This is a genomic window from Sinomicrobium soli (assembly GCF_003285545.1).
Taxonomy (GTDB): Bacteria; Bacteroidota; Bacteroidia; order Flavobacteriales; family Flavobacteriaceae; genus Sinomicrobium.
Genome location: NZ_QLNV01000002.1, coordinates 383,855 through 398,981, shown reverse-complemented (window position 1 = coordinate 398,981; position 15,127 = coordinate 383,855). Strand labels below are relative to the sequence as shown.

The window sequence follows — 15,127 nt, the reverse complement described above, 5'->3', positions numbered from 1 at the left end:
TTAGTTGTATAGTTAAACAGAACCAAAAATGTGAAAAAAAATGAAATCAAGCAACAAAAATATCACATTTCTTTTTCAGAGAGTTGGCTCAGGTACAGGTTTTTGTAATATCCTTCTGCATTTATGAGTTGATTATGAGTGCCTTGCTGAATCACTTTGCCTTTGTCGAGAACAATGATCCTGTCTGCATTCCTGGCCGATGATACCCTGTGGCTTACAATGATGGTGGTTTTGTTGCTGGAGACCTTGTGAAGGTGTTTGAGTATCTTTTCTTCGGTTTCCGTATCTACTGCAGAAAGGCAGTCGTCGAAAAGATAGATCTCGGGGTCTTTGAGCAGTGCCCGGGCTATGGCGACGCGCTGTTTCTGCCCTCCGCTCAGTGTAATACCCCGCTCTCCGAGGACGGTGTCGTACTGATGGGTGAATTTCTGGATGTTTTTATGGACTTCGGCCCGTCTGGCAGCGTCCCTGACCTCTTCGTCCGTCGCTTCCGGTTTTCCGAATTTTATATTGTTTTTAATGCTGTCGGAGAACAGGAAGGCCTCCTGGGGCACTGCGCCGATGGCATTTCTCAGATCGTTAAGATTCAGGTCTGTTACGGGGGTGTCATCGATAAGGACCTCTCCCGAACTGGTGTCGTAAAGCCGGGCTACAAGGTCGAGAATGGTCGATTTTCCGGAGCCGGTACGCCCGATAATGGCCAGGGTCTCGCCGGGATTCAGTTCGAACGACAGATTTTTCAGGGCAGTGATCCCGGTATCTTCGTAAGTAAACGAAACATTGCGGAATTCTATCTTCCCTCGTACCGGGGTAGGAGAGGCGTTGTGATTCTGTATCTGCGGTACGGAGCCCAGGAATTCGTTTATCCGTTTCTGGGAAGCCTCGGCGCGTTGTACGGTTGAGGTGACCCAGCCTACGATGGCCACCGGCCAGGTAAGCATGGAGATGTATATGATGAATTCGGCTATGGTGCCTACCGTTGCAATGTCGCCATCGATATATTGTTTTCCTCCTACATATATGGCTATCGTACTGCTGATACCGATAAGAAGTACCATAAGGGGCATAAACCAGGCTTCTACCCGGGCGAGGTTCATGCTTTTGTCCTTTCCTTCTTCGGCAAGCTGCTCCAGTTCCCGGTTGATCCTGGGCTGGATCCCGTAGGCCTTGATGACAAAGATGCCCGAAAAGGTTTCCTGGGAAAAAGTAGACAGGGTGGAAAGGTACTGCTGTACCACAGTGCTCTTTTTGTGAATGACCCGGCTTATCTTATATATAAGTACGGAAAGTACGGGAAGCGGAATAAGGCTGTACAGGGCCATGGTGGGCGATTTGTAGAACATGATCGGAACGACGCAGATAAAAAGCGTAAGGGTCTGGATACTGTACATCACCGCAGGCCCGGTATACATGCGTACCTGGTTCACATCTTCGCTGATGCGGTTCATCAGGTCGCCGGTGCGGTTCTTTTTGTAAAAATTCAGGGATAGCCTTTCGTAATGAGCGAATATTTCGTTCTTGAGGTCGTATTCTACATACCTGGAGACATTGATAATGGTCTGGCGCATCAGAAAGGTAAAGAAAGCCGATAACAGCGTGGTACCTATAATGACGAGTATATTGGTGAGCAGAATGGACGTGAACGCTGCCTGGTCGGCATCCGCATCGGAAAGGAAGTGTTCTACCGCTGCTATGGATTTGCTGACGTAGGGGGGCATGACCAGTGAAAATATACGGGCTATAATGGTGATTATGATGCCGATAAGGATTTTTCCCTTATACTTTTTAAAGTATTTGTTAATGTATTTCAGTTCTTTCATAAAAATCCGGAAAACAACAGGTGTTTTGATAAATCGTTATTTTAAGCGGTATGTTTTTAAATTATGTTCAATTTTTATGTAATTTTGCTTGTGTTTTTTAACGAATTATCAAAATGAACGCTACATAACACATCACTAAAATGACAACAGAACTATTACAACCCGGTGAATTGAGAAAAGTGGCCCCGGTATTCGGGCAACTTTCATTTGACGATCACGAACAGATTGTTTTTTGTTACGACAAAGATACAGGATTAAAAGCAATTATAGGCATACATAATACGGTGCTCGGACCTGCTTTGGGCGGAACGCGGATGTGGAATTACGCTACGGAATGGGAAGCCCTGAACGATGTTTTGCGCCTTTCCAGGGGGATGACCTATAAATCGGCGGTTACCGGGCTCAATCTCGGAGGAGGAAAGGCCGTGATTATCGGGGATGCCAAAACACAGAAGACCCCTGAATTGATGCGTAAGTTTGCCGAGTATGTACACAGCCTCGGAGGGAAATACATTACCGCGGAAGATGTGGGGATGGAAACCTCCGACATGGATCTCGTACGCGATGTTACTCCCTATGTTACGGGGGTTTCCGAGTCGAGGGGCGGTGCGGGTAATCCTTCACCGGTCACGGCTTACGGGGTCTTTATGGGAATGAAGGCCGCGGTGGCCCATAAATTCGGAAGTGACAGAATGGAAGGAAGGACCGTACTGGTACAGGGTATCGGACATGTGGGCGAGGCCCTGGTTTCCTACCTGGCCGAGGAAGGGGCCAAAGTGTATATTACCGACATTAATGAAGACCGCCTGGAAGCGGTGAGCGACAAATACGGTGCTGTGATCTATGCAGGCGACGATCTGTACGGTGCCGAAGTGGATGTATATGCCCCCTGTGCACTGGGAGCCACCATCAACGACGATACCATAGGCCGGCTCAGGGCCGGGGTAGTGGCCGGAGCGGCCAATAACCAGCTGGCGGATGAAAACAGGCACGGGCTTATGCTGAGGGAAAAGGGTATCGTATATGCCCCTGACTTTCTTATCAATGCCGGAGGTATTATTAATGTGTATGCCGAACTGGAAGGTTATGGCAGGGACGAGATCATGCGTAAAACCGAAAACATATACCATACTACTAGGGAAATCCTGGCAGATGCCGACGCTCATGAATGTACTTCACACCAGTCTGCCCTGAGGGTAGCCCGGGAACGTATTGAGGCCCGGAGAAAGGAGAAAACGGCATAGACAACGCGGCGCCTGAAACCGGAATTCCGATAAGGTAACATAAAAAACTTGGAATTTGCGGCAGGAAACACTTATTTTTGCAGGGCGAAAGAATAGTTCTTTCGCCTTGATTTTTTAAAGGCAGGTTCTTTAATATGCTAACAAGAAGACATATTCGCGTTAAGGTAATGCAATCCATCTACGCACTTACACAGTCCCAAAGGGCTGATCTGGATAAGGAGGAAAAATTTCTTTCTACGAGTATGGAGAATATGTACGACCTCTACCTGGTCCTGCTCAACCTGTTGAGGGCGATGAGTAAAATGGCCGGGGAAAGGCTCTCTGCTTCCGAAAAGAAGTATCTTGCCACCGAGGAAGAGAAAAACCCGAACAGGAAATTCGTAGACAACCGGGTGATTTCCATGCTGGTGAATAATATCAGCCTTTCCGACGAACTTGAAAACAGGAAGCTCAACAACTGGTACCTGGATGAGGAATACGTAAAGGTATTGTTACGGGAGATGCAGGAAAGCGGTCTTTACCAGTCTTATATGGCCACACGGCAGTCTTCGTTTAAGGAAGACAAGGAATTTCTGCAGGAGCTTTTCAGGGATGTTATTGCACCTAATGAAAAACTGTACGAGTATATAGAAGATTACAATCTGACCTGGGTAGACGATCTGCCTCTGGTGAATACCTTTATTCTGAAACAGTTGAGAAAGGTGAAGCCTGCCGACAGGGAAGGCTATTTTCTTCCCAGGCTTTTTAAGGATGAGGACGACAGGTTGTTTGCCAGGGAACTTTTCAGGAAGACACTGCTGAACGATGAGATGCTGGTGAAGGAGATTGCGGGAAAAACCCCCAACTGGGATACCGACCGTATTGCCGAGGTCGATGAGGTATTGCTGAAGATGGCCATATGTGAATTTCTGAAATTTCCCTCGATTCCCGTAAAGGTAACCATGAACGAATACCTGGAAATTGCCAAGGAGTATTCCACGCCCAAAAGCAGTATTTTTATCAATGGCATACTGGATAAAATGGTAAAGGATTTCCAGTCCGGTAATAAACTGAACAAAGCGGGCCGCGGATTAATGTAATTATCCTTACTTTTATGCCTTTAGTGAAAAAACACTTGTTCATCAGAAATATATAATCATCATGAAAAAAGTTTTATTGATCGCATTTGCGGTAGCTGCATTTACAGCCTGTAAAGACAATGCCGCCAGCAAAGTGAAGTCTGAAAATGTAGAACAGGCCGCAGCCAGGGATGAGGCTTCCAAAAAGCTGCCTGCCATTGAGTTTGACAAAAGGGAACACGATTTCGGGACCATTCAGAGAGGTACCCCGGTAGAGACCATATTTAAGTTTACCAATACCGGAGACGCCCCCCTGGTGATTACGGATGCTAGCAGCAGTTGCGGGTGTACTGTTCCCGAGTATCCCAAAAACAAGCCTATTGCTCCCGGAGAAACAGGAGAGTTGCTGGTGAAATACAACGGTTCGGGGCAGGCGTCGGTCTCCAAGACCGTCACCATAGTTACCAATACCGAAAAAGGGAACGAGCAGGTAAAAATAAAGGCTTTTGTAGAGGAGCCCGGTAAGTAAAAACAGCAAAAATATCTAAATCAGCTTATGGAATCAATCAGTCAACTGGCCCCCTTTTTATTGATGTTTGTGGTGATCTATTTCTTTATGATCCGCCCGCAGATAAAACGACAGAAACAGGAAAAGAAGTTTGCGGCAGAACTCAAGAAAGGGGATAAGGTAGTCACCAAGAGTGGTATGCACGGAAAGATCGTGGAACTGAACGACGCAGATCAGTCCTGTGTTATCGAAACCCTTGCAGGGAAAATAAAGTTTGAACGTTCTGCCATTTCCATGGAAATGAGCCGGAAACTCAATACCCCGGCCCCGGTATCCAATAAATAGCAGCATTGTAATGAAATGAAAAAAACCGCCTTCGGGCGGTTTTTTTGGTTTTTGGTCTTTCTTTTCTCAGGCTGGAGTTGTGATCCTATGTTTGCAGGTAAGAAAACAACCGGGTCCGGTCATCCCGGGCTCGGGATTCTGAGCGCAGTCGAAGGATGACTTTAAACCATAAAATACAGCAACCTACAACTAAGAACTACAACCCCGCCTGCTGCTCCGCCGTGAGCCTGGCGATCTGTACAATGACCTCCGTGGCCTTCTGCATGCTTTGTACGGGCACGTATTCGTATTTGCCGTGAAAATTGTGCCCGCCCGCAAATATGTTGGGGCAGGGCAGGCCCATATACGAGAGTTGCGAACCGTCGGTGCCTCCGCGTATGGGCTTGATGATGGGGGGTACCCCGGCGGCCTTCATGGCCTGTTCCGCTATTTCCACGATATGGAAAACGGGTTCTATCTTTTCACGCATGTTGTAGTACTGGTCCTCCATCTCCAGGGTGATGACATTTCCGTACCGGAAATTCAGTTCGTTGGCTATTTTCTGAAGGAGCTCCTTGCGGGCCTCGAACTTGTCAAAATCGTGGTCCCGTACGATACCTTCGAGTACGGTATTTTCCACATCGCCTTTTATGCTGTGGAAGTGAAAAAAACCTTCCGTACCTTCCGTGCGTTGCGGTATTTCCTTTGGGGGCAGCATATTGGCAAACTTGTTGGCAATAAGCATGGAGTTTACCATTTTTCCTTTGGCATAACCCGGGTGTACGCTTTTTCCCTTTATTCTTATGGTGACCCCGGCAGCGTTGAAATTCTCGTATTCCAGTTCGCCGATCTGGCTGCCATCCATGGTATAGGCCCATTCGGCCCCGAATTTTTCCACATTGAATTTGCCTGCTCCGCGCCCGATCTCCTCGTCCGGTGTAAAACCTACCCGGATCTTTCCGTGTTTGATCTCCGGGTGACCGATCAGGTATTCCATGGCGGTCACGATTTCTGCAATACCGGCCTTGTCATCGGCCCCGAGCAGGGAGGTGCCGTCGGTTACGATAAGCGTTTGGCCCTTGTATTGTACGAGGTCCTCGAAATAACGGGGAGAGAGTACGATGTTCTCTTCTTCATTCAGTACGATATCCTTTCCGTCGTATTTTTCTATGACCCGCGGCCTTACATTGGTCCCGTTAAAATCGGGAGAAGTGTCCATGTGAGCGATAAAACCGATTACGGGAACCTCGTGATCCGTATTGGAAGGGAGGGTGGCCATCACGTAGCCATTCTCATCTACCGAAACATCCTGCATGCCTATGTCCCTGAGTTCCTCCACCAGCCTGTTGGCCAGTATCCACTGTTTGGCTGTGCTGGGAGTGGATGTCGATTTGGGGTCGGACTGGGTGTCTATGGTCACATAGCTGATAAAGCGGTCTATAATCTTTTGCATGCGGAATTTTTTACGAAAGTACTACGAATAGCGGTAATTTTAAAATTTTGTTCGGCTTCTTTGCGACATGTGATTAACGGTAAGCTGCCCCGGATATTTTACAGGAAAAGACTTGTTTACATAAAAAAGGGCGCAACATGGCAAGGTGTTGCGCCCTTAAGTAAAAAACCCTATTAACTAACTATAATTACATGATTCCGCCGCCTTCCTTGGTATTGTCGTCCCTGTTCTTTCGCTGTACCTGCCTGTTCTTTCCGCTTCCGAAACGATAGGAGAGCCCCAGGTAAACCGAATTGCTTTCCCAGGTAAACCGGCCGGACTGTCTTATCGGGCGGTCGCTGTCGAACCCGAACCGCATGGTGTTGAATATATCGTTAATGTTCAGGCTGATGCTTCCTTTTCCGTCGGCAAAGGCATACCGGGCACCGGTATTGACGAAGTACATCGGTTTGGCGTCGAACTGCAAAGACTTGTTCCGCCCGCGATAGAACCCGAAAAGGGACAGGGTGAGCGCTTTGGTCACCGTAAAATTATTGTTCAGCCGGAAGTTGTAGGAAGTGTTTTCGATTTCGGCGTATTCCATGTCCAGGTAACCTTTTTGCGTTTGGGTGAACAAGTCGAAACTGGTATTGAAATTCCACCATTTCAGGGGTTTGTAATTCCCGGATAGTTCGACCCCGTAGGAAGCATTGTTCTCGAAGTTGTCATACGTCAGGATAAGCCTGTTCCTGTCTAAAGGATCGGCGTATATGGTCTGGTTGATCTCATCTTCGATACGGCGGTAAAACACACCGGCCGTAATACTTCCTTCTTTTATTCTCCGGGTGTAGTTCGCTTCTATGGAGTTGGTAAACTGGGGCGAAAGGCTTTCGTTCCCGAACTGCGATATGAGGGGGGTGCTCCACTTGCGTATGGGGTTTACCTGCCCTATGCCCGGCCGGTCTACCCTGCGGCTGAAACTCACCTGGTACTGGTTCTTTTCCGAAGGGGAATAGGTGACAAAGGCGGAGGGGTACACCTGGGTATATCTATCCGTAAAGGCCCTTACCGTATTGGTATCTGCCCTGACTTCCACGTTTTCGATCCGGGCCCCTACCTGGTATGACCACTTCCCGAAATTCTGCCCGAAAGTGGCATAGGCCGAGTAAATATCCATGTTGTAATCGAACTTTGTACTCGGGGTGGGGACCAGGTCCCCGTCGGGACTGAAAGACATACCGGTAGAATTGAAATCCAGGTTGGTTTCAAAGAGCCTCGCTTCTGCTCCCAGTTCGAGGTTGGATTTTTCAGACAGGGGGTTTACATAGTCCAGGTTGGCGGTGGTCTGTTGTCTTTTGGTCTCCGTATTATCAATGTAATCCGGCACATCCGACGGCCCGCTGAAGGTGTTGTCCATCATGCCGTCGGCCGAAAAACGGTTGTGGTCCACTTCCAGTTCTATATTGTGCCCTTCCCTGGCAAAGTCCAGCTTATAGTCGAAATTGTATTGCTGGCTGTGGTTCGAATCGTCCGAAAATATTGATTGCCGGAAGTTCCTGCCCTCATCGTCGAAGTAGATGATGTTCGAAGCACCGTCTTCCTTGCCGTCAAAGGTGTTCTGGTTGGTAAAGACGGAGATGGTATTCCTGTCGTTCAGGTAAAAGTCCAGCCCTGCCTTGTACAGGTGAGATTTGTGGTTGCTGTCGAAGGATAGCTGCTGCTCCATGTTTTCCCCGCTCCGCGAAAGCCGGCCGTTATTGCTGTACTTTCCTATATTATTGCCGTAACTTCCGTATACGTTGATCTTTCCGTGCCTGTAATTCAGGTCCACCGATGAGTTGAATTTGGCATTTTCGGCCTTGGTAAGTCCCAGGTTAATGTTTCCGTTTAGCCCTATATTGGCATTTTTATGCAGTACGATGTTGATGATCCCGCTCATTCCTTCGGGATTGTATTTGGCTGAGGGATTGGTGATAAGCTCTATTTTTTTGATAGATGTGGAGGGGATCTGTTTCAGCAACTGCGCTACGGGCACATTGGAAAGTTTTCCGTCTACCATGACCCTGACATTCTGGTTACCCCGCAGTGCCAGGTTTCCGTCCTGGTCTACATTTACCGACGGGATGTTGTTCATGATTTCGGAAGCCGTGGCCCCGGTGGTCGTGAGGTCCTTGCCGACATTGATTATCTTGCGGTCTGTTTTCTGCTCTATGGTGGAGCGTTCCGCGACTACGTCCACCCCTTCCAGTTCGGCGATGTTTTCTTCCAGTACAACAGTGTCCATACGATGCCCGGGAGCGGCCGGCGAAATGGTTATGGCCTGCCTGTGGGTCTTGTATCCTATGTATTGGATTTCAATATCGATCTCTCCTTCCGGAAGCCCCTTGATCTCGAAAGATCCGTCTTCGGAGGTGGTTCCCCCGGTAATGATCTTTCCGTCTTTGCCCGACCGGGCCACTACGGATGCATAAGGCACCGGTTCTTCGAACTGCCCGTCAATAACCTTTCCGCTCACTGTTCCGGGATTCCGGGATTGCGCAGTGAGGCTAAGGGAAATCAGAAATACGGCGAATTTCAATACGTTTTTCATTGTTTTTTACTGCTTTTTTGATTGATGAATGATGGAAATTCTCTTGTTTGATGGTATGTGTTAAATGGACGGGCGGAGATGGATGATGTTACAGGGAAATGACGGGTTTAACAGAATTTAACAATTGAAGGCCCGGGTAAATAAGTCAGTGCAGGGATATCGCTGGTGTTGTCGGGCATCCGTTGCAGCGACAGAAGGAAATGTACGGGTAAATAAAGGCTGAAAGAGGTAACTCCGTCCGGAATTCGTATCTTTCCGGGAGTTTAAAACCTGTAGTAAGATGGCAAAAAACAAAGGGGTCACGGCATGTAACGGGCTGGACGATTACATGACAAGGGTTACCGACGGAAAGCATGTCTTTTTTGTCGATGAGCCCGAAAGCCTGGGGGGAGGGGATAAGAAGGCCTCTCCCACAGATTATCTCCTGGGGGCCCTGGCATCCTGTACGGCGATAACCATGCGGATGTATGCACAGCGAAAGGAATGGAAGCCGGGGACCATAAAGGTACATGCCTCCTTTGCTCCGGTGATGACCCCGGAAGGGGTGCAGCAGCGTATCCGGAAGGAGGTTTCTTTTGAAAAGGAGCTTTCCGGGGAGCAGGTAAAGCGTTTGCTGGAAATAGGAGAAAGATGCCCCGTAAGCAAAATGCTGAACGCGGAAGTCCCTATGGAAATGGAAAGGGTGGCATGGACTACGGAGAGTAAATAAACCCTGGGGAGCGCGTATGAATGAAAGAAAATATCACGGGCATTTCCGCAATGTTAAAATCCGTGAGGGTAAACCACTGATCGGAAAGTGTAATATCGTATATTTGTGCCTTTGAACTCATTTGAGCTTTATTTACAGAGAAAATTAACAGGTCTTTTTAAAGCTGAAAGCTGTTTTACAAGGCGTTTTTTTGGATCATTGTGGTAAGACTTCATGATAAATATTTTGAACCATTCATTTCTGCGGCCGATATCGACCGGTCGGTAGCGCGTTTGGCACAGCAGGTCAGCAGTGATTTTCCGGGAGAAGAGCCGGTTTTTGTGGCGGTGCTCAACGGCGCTTTTATGTTTGCTTCCGATTTTATGAAAAAGTACCCGGAAGACTGTAAAATATCCTTTGTAAAACTGGCTTCATATCACGGAACTTCTTCTTCGGGACAGGTCAGACACCTTGTAGGCCTGGAGGAAAATGTGGAGGGGCGCACCGTGGTCGTGCTGGAGGACATCGTCGATAGCGGGAATACCCTGGTGGAAATTCACCGCATTTTTTCCGGGATGAACGTAAAAAACCTCAGGGTGGCTACGCTTTTTTATAAACCGGAAGCTTATAAACAGTCCCTTCCCATCGATTATGTAGGCATGGAGCTTCCCGTACGTTTTATAGTGGGGTATGGCCTCGATTATGACGGATTGGGAAGAAACCTCCCTGAAATATACCAATTAAAAGAAAAAAACATGATTAATTTAGTGCTCTTTGGAAAGCCCGGAGCGGGCAAGGGAACACAGGCGGCATTCTTAAAGGAAAAGTACCATCTGGTGCATATTTCCACGGGTGATGTGTTCAGGTATAACATAAAGAATAAAACCGAACTCGGAACACTGGCCAAACAGTATATAGATCGCGGAGAACTCGTGCCGGATGAGGTCACCATCAATATGCTGCAGGCCGAGGTAGAGCACAATATGGAGGCCGAAGGTTTTATCTTCGACGGTTTTCCGAGAACCACGGCCCAGGCTGAGGCGCTGGATCGTTTACTGGAGAGCAAGGGAATGGGCATCAGTGCTACCATAGCCCTGGAGGCTGATGATGAGGTACTTATCGGCAGGTTGCTGGAACGCGGTAAGGTAAGCGGAAGAAGTGATGACCAGGACGAAAGCAAGATCAGGTACCGTTTTGAGGAATACAATGAAAAAACGGCCCCGCTGATCGGTTATTACAAGGAGCAGGGCAAGTTTTACAGTGTAAACGGCATAGGCAGTATAGAAGAGATCACAGCCCGCTTGTCCGGGGTTATCGAAAACCTGGAGACCGCGGTCAACAAATAATCCGGATCCCGGATAAGAGCAATAAGGATGACTGAGGGGAATTTTGTCGATTACGTAAAGATACATGTGTCTTCGGGAAACGGAGGAAAGGGGTCTACCCATCTGAGGAGGGAAAAATACGTGCCTAAAGGAGGCCCGGATGGCGGTGATGGCGGACGTGGCGGCCATATTGTGATCCGGGGCGACAAGAACCTGTGGACGCTTTTTCATTTCAAATTCAAAAAGCATTTTCGCGCCGGGCACGGGGAACACGGAGGCAGTAGCCGGAGTACCGGGGCTGACGGAACGGATGTGTATATGGACGTACCTCTCGGTACCGTGGTAAAAGATACGGAAACAGGGCAAGTGCTGTTTGAGATCACCGGGGACGGGGAAGAAAAGATCATCGCCCGGGGGGGTAAGGGCGGACAGGGAAACTGGCATTTCAGGTCGTCGACCAACCAGACGCCCCGTTATGCACAACCCGGACTGGAGGGGGAGGAGAGAAGTATTACCCTGGAACTCAAGGTGCTGGCCGACGTAGGCCTGGTGGGGTTTCCGAATGCGGGGAAATCCACTTTGCTGTCGGTAATTACAGCGGCCAAACCCAAGATAGCGGATTATGAATTTACGACTTTAAAACCCAACCTGGGGATAGTACAACACCGGGATTTCCAGACTTTTGTAATGGCGGATATTCCCGGCATCATCGAAGGTGCGGCCGAAGGCAAGGGGCTCGGGCATTATTTTCTGCGGCATATAGAACGCAATTCCACACTGCTTTTTCTGATACCTGCCGACAGTGGCGATATCAAAAAACAATATCATATCCTGCTCGATGAGCTCAGGAGGTATAACCCGGAGATGCTGGATAAGGACAGGTTTATCGTCATCTCCAAATCGGATATGCTGGATGAGGAGCTGAAGTCTGAAATGAATGAGGAACTTCGCGATGCTTTCGACGGTATTCCCTATATGTTTATTTCCGCAGTGGCCCGGCAGGGATTACAGGAGCTCAAGGACCGGTTGTGGGAGATGCTGAACAGGCAGGAGGAATAGGTTTCGTCAGACTTTTGTATAAATTGCTTATTTTTGGAAAAAGCGATATGTTATGCGATTTTCCTGTATTTTAGTGGTGCTCCTGTTACTGGGGAGCTGTGCTTCGGTAAAAACGGATTATGATCCTTCGGTATCTTTTTCTTCGTACAGAACCTTTGGTTTTTATCCTGAAATGCGGTCGGGGCTGAACCAGCTCGACGAGAAACGGGTTACTGCCGCGGTAGAAGCCCTGCTGAAGACAAGGGGGATGACGCTGTCGGATACCCCGGATATGTATATCAATATTTTTACGAGGAACTACGAAAGACCTTATAACAGCTCTGTGGGTATCGGTGTGGGGACCGGTGGCCGGAGGGGAGGGATCGGTATCTCGGGAGGAATACCTATTCCCATCCGTTCGAATGCAGCCTCTCAGGAAGTGACCTTCGATCTTATAGATGCCGGACGGGACGAGCTGTTCTGGCAGGGGGTTTACGAGGTAAAGGTGCGCAATAATGCAAGTCCGGAAGCCAAGGAAGCCATGTACCACAAGGTAGTACAAAAGGTATTCTCCAGGTACCCGCCCCGTAAAAAATAGCAGAAGCCGCCCGGGAAGGGCGACTTCTTTGTGTTCGGTTATTAGGTTATTAAGGTATTACGTTATTTAGGAAACATACATTAAGATCAACAACTTAATAACCCATTAACCTAACCCCGATCATGAAATCTCAATGAGTTTTTTGGGTTTCGGCAAGGCTTCTTCTCTTTTGGGCAGGGTGAGTTTCAGGATGCCGTTTTCGTACGAAGCATTGATGTCGTCGTCGTTTACGGTATCCGGAAGGTTAAAGGTCCTTTTAAAGGAGAAATGGCGATACTCCCTGCGGGTGTATTTTTCATTCTCCTCGTTTTTTTCTTCCTTGTGTTCTGAAGAAATGGTCAGCACCTTGTCGTCCACTTCAATGTTGAAGTCTTCCTTGCTCTTTCCCGGAACTACCAGTTCTACGGTAAATTCCCTGTCGTTTTCCCTGATGTTTACCGCCGGAATGCGAGTGGCTGTGTTTTGAGAACCACCCATCCAGTCGGGTTTGAAAAAATCTTCGAAAATAGTGGGAAACCAGACGTCGTTATTTCTTTTTATAAGGCTCATAATACTACTGTTTTTAGGATTAGACATTTTTACTTTCCGGTTAGTGTATAACAAATAAAATTCCAATCCCGAAAACAGGACAATATGTCTGTTTTTGACGATATTTACATGACAATAAGTCAGTTTTCGGTTGCCGAAACAGGGTTAGGGGAATGGGTCAGTTGTAATGGGTCCTGAAGATATCGATCAGGACATCGGGCGGAACCACATTGTCGGGGTAGCGGTGCATGATTTCCAGTACCCTGTTGGTGGCTACGGGATTCAGTCCCATCCGGAGGCCGAATTGTTTTATCTTTTCCATTTCTTCCGGAGAGGAGCTATGGTCAATATTCATGAGAAGGACAAGCCTGTGGAACTGTACGATCCGTTCCGATTCGGGTTTTAGCGGGACGTTTTCCACCTCGTGGGTAAAGAGGTCGTCGAGAGTGTCTTTGGATATTTCCAGTTGCCGGGCTACGGAGAGCAGGAAGCGGTATTCAATTTCCTTGACGGCTCCGTCAATTCGTGCCAGGGCGATCATGTCGGCGAGCAGGCTGAGTTTTTCTCTTTTGGTGTTCATAAAGAATCGGGTAGGTTGTTTCGTCTGTATATATAAAACAAAAACTCCCGGAATTTATTTTCCCGGGAGTTCCTGATATATTATTTTTTAGTCCTGATCCCGAAGATCCTTAGCCTAAAACTTCTTTTACCTTATCGGCAGCCTCCTGGAACTGAACGGCAGAGTGAACGGCAAGGCCCGAATTGTCTATCAGTTCCTTGGCGATTTCCGCATTGGTTCCCTGCAACCTCACGATGATAGGCACCTTAATGGCATCTCCCATGTTTTTGTATGCATCTACGATACCCTGTGCAACACGGTCACAGCGTACGATACCTCCGAATATATTGACGAGTATGGCCTTTACATTGGGGTCCTTGAGGATGATGCGGAAGGCGGTTTCCACCCGTTTGGCATCGGCAGTACCTCCTACATCGAGGAAGTTGGCGGGCTCGCCACCGGCCTGTTTTATGAGGTCCATCGTGGCCATAGCCAGTCCGGCACCGTTCACCATGCACCCCACGTTCCCGTCGAGGTCCACATAGTTCAGCCCTACCGCCTTGGCTTCTACCTCTATGGGGTTCTCTTCGCGGAGATCACGCATTTCGGCGTAGTCCTTGTGGCGGAACAGGGCATTGTCGTCGAGGGTTACCTTGGCGTCTACGGCCATGATCTTGTCGTCTGATGTTTTCAGTACGGGATTGATCTCGAACAGGGAAGCGTCGGACTTGATATAAGCGGTGTACAACGCACTAACGAATTTGGTCATTTCCTTGAAGGCGGTTCCGCCAAGCCCCAGGTTAAAGGCGATCCTCCTCGCCTGGAACGGCAGCAATCCTACTGCAGGGTCGATCTCTTCCGTAAAGATGAGGTGAGGGGTCTTTTCTGCGACTTCCTCGATATCCATTCCGCCTTCGGTTGAATACATGATCATGTTTCGTCCTTTCGAACGGTTCAGCAGTACCGACATGTAAAACTCCGAAGTTTCACTGTCTCCCGGGTAATATACATCTTCGGCCACCAGTACCTGGTTTACCTTTTTACCTTCCGGAGGGGTCTGCGGAGTTACCAGGTCCATCCCTATGATCTGTTCGGCCAGTTCCTCCACCTGTTTCAGGTCTTTGGCCAGCTTCACCCCGCCGCCTTTACCGCGGCCACCGGCGTGTATCTGGGCCTTGATCACATGCCAGCCGGTGCCAGTTTCCTGAGTGAGTTGTTTTGCAGCCGAAACGGCTTCCTGGGCATTGTGCGCTACGATACCGCGCTGTACCCGTACGCCAAAACCGGCCAGTATTTCTTTTCCCTGGTACTCGTGTAAATTCATAACAAAGATTTCAATCTGTTTGTATTTATTTTCTTTTCATAGGCCGGGAAGAATACCCGGCTGTCTATGGGACCACCAGCCGCAAAACCCG

Annotated in this window: 14 protein-coding genes; 8 read left to right on the top strand and 6 right to left on the bottom strand. The window is 48.5% G+C overall.

Annotated features, from left to right (window positions below):
- Positions 1-62: 62 nt before the first annotated feature.
- Positions 63-1,820: an ABC transporter ATP-binding protein gene (locus DN748_RS03625; protein WP_112370390.1), complete on the bottom strand. Its 1,758-nt coding sequence runs from the start codon at positions 1,818-1,820 to the stop codon at positions 63-65.
- A gap of 140 nt (positions 1,821-1,960) precedes the next feature.
- Between DN748_RS03625 and DN748_RS03620 the strand changes: the two genes are divergently transcribed.
- The 4 genes from DN748_RS03620 to yajC all read left to right on the top strand — a co-directional run bounded on the left by DN748_RS03620 (position 1,961) and on the right by yajC (position 4,975).
- Positions 1,961-3,064: a Glu/Leu/Phe/Val family dehydrogenase gene (locus DN748_RS03620; protein ID WP_112370389.1), complete on the top strand. Its 1,104-nt coding sequence runs from the start codon at positions 1,961-1,963 to the stop codon at positions 3,062-3,064.
- 134 nt (positions 3,065-3,198) lie between these two features.
- A complete protein-coding gene (nusB, locus tag DN748_RS03615; protein WP_112370388.1) occupies positions 3,199-4,143 on the top strand; it encodes a transcription antitermination factor NusB in 945 nt (314 codons plus the stop codon).
- A 61-nt stretch (positions 4,144-4,204) separates the two neighbouring features.
- Positions 4,205-4,651 (top strand): DUF1573 domain-containing protein, encoded by a 447-nt coding sequence (locus DN748_RS03610; RefSeq protein ID WP_112370387.1) that lies wholly within the window; start codon positions 4,205-4,207, stop codon positions 4,649-4,651.
- 27 nt (positions 4,652-4,678) lie between these two features.
- Positions 4,679-4,975: a preprotein translocase subunit YajC gene (yajC, locus tag DN748_RS03605; RefSeq protein WP_112370386.1), complete on the top strand. Its 297-nt coding sequence runs from the start codon at positions 4,679-4,681 to the stop codon at positions 4,973-4,975.
- A gap of 196 nt (positions 4,976-5,171) precedes the next feature.
- Here the strand turns inward: yajC and pepT are convergent, their stop codons facing one another.
- Both pepT and DN748_RS03595 read right to left on the bottom strand, forming a co-directional pair.
- A complete protein-coding gene (pepT, locus tag DN748_RS03600) occupies positions 5,172-6,407 on the bottom strand; it encodes a peptidase T (protein ID WP_112370385.1) in 1,236 nt (411 codons plus the stop codon).
- A gap of 187 nt (positions 6,408-6,594) precedes the next feature.
- Entirely contained in the window at positions 6,595-8,976 is a 2,382-nt protein-coding gene (locus DN748_RS03595; RefSeq protein ID WP_112370384.1) for a TonB-dependent receptor domain-containing protein, read from the bottom strand.
- Between the two features lie 280 nt (positions 8,977-9,256).
- On the opposite strand from DN748_RS03595, the gene DN748_RS03590 reads away from it, so the two are divergent.
- The 4 genes from DN748_RS03590 (at position 9,257) to DN748_RS03575 (ending at position 12,625) form a co-directional block, all read left to right on the top strand.
- Positions 9,257-9,685 (top strand): OsmC family protein, encoded by a 429-nt coding sequence (locus tag DN748_RS03590; RefSeq protein ID WP_112370383.1) that lies wholly within the window; start codon positions 9,257-9,259, stop codon positions 9,683-9,685.
- 194 nt (positions 9,686-9,879) lie between these two features.
- Positions 9,880-11,010 carry an adenylate kinase gene (locus DN748_RS03585; protein WP_112370382.1) on the top strand — a complete coding sequence of 377 codons (1,131 nt, stop codon included), beginning with the start codon at positions 9,880-9,882 and terminating at the stop codon, positions 11,008-11,010.
- Positions 11,011-11,037: 27 nt separating this feature from the next.
- Positions 11,038-12,048, top strand: a complete 1,011-nt coding sequence (obgE, locus tag DN748_RS03580; RefSeq protein WP_112370381.1) for a GTPase ObgE — start codon at positions 11,038-11,040, stop codon at positions 12,046-12,048.
- Positions 12,049-12,100: 52 nt separating this feature from the next.
- Positions 12,101-12,625 carry a DUF4136 domain-containing protein gene (locus DN748_RS03575; RefSeq protein ID WP_112370380.1) on the top strand — a complete coding sequence of 175 codons (525 nt, stop codon included), beginning with the start codon at positions 12,101-12,103 and terminating at the stop codon, positions 12,623-12,625.
- A gap of 120 nt (positions 12,626-12,745) precedes the next feature.
- Here DN748_RS03575 and DN748_RS03570 read toward each other — a convergent pair whose 3' ends face one another.
- The 3 genes from DN748_RS03570 to sucC all read right to left on the bottom strand — a co-directional run bounded on the left by DN748_RS03570 (position 12,746) and on the right by sucC (position 15,036).
- Positions 12,746-13,174: an Hsp20/alpha crystallin family protein gene (locus tag DN748_RS03570; protein WP_112370379.1), complete on the bottom strand. Its 429-nt coding sequence runs from the start codon at positions 13,172-13,174 to the stop codon at positions 12,746-12,748.
- Positions 13,175-13,331: 157 nt separating this feature from the next.
- Positions 13,332-13,733, bottom strand: a complete 402-nt coding sequence (locus tag DN748_RS03565; RefSeq protein ID WP_112370378.1) for a TerB family tellurite resistance protein — start codon at positions 13,731-13,733, stop codon at positions 13,332-13,334.
- Positions 13,734-13,842: 109 nt separating this feature from the next.
- A complete protein-coding gene (gene sucC / locus DN748_RS03560; RefSeq protein ID WP_112370377.1) occupies positions 13,843-15,036 on the bottom strand; it encodes an ADP-forming succinate--CoA ligase subunit beta in 1,194 nt (397 codons plus the stop codon).
- Between the last annotated feature and the right edge of the window lie 91 nt (positions 15,037-15,127).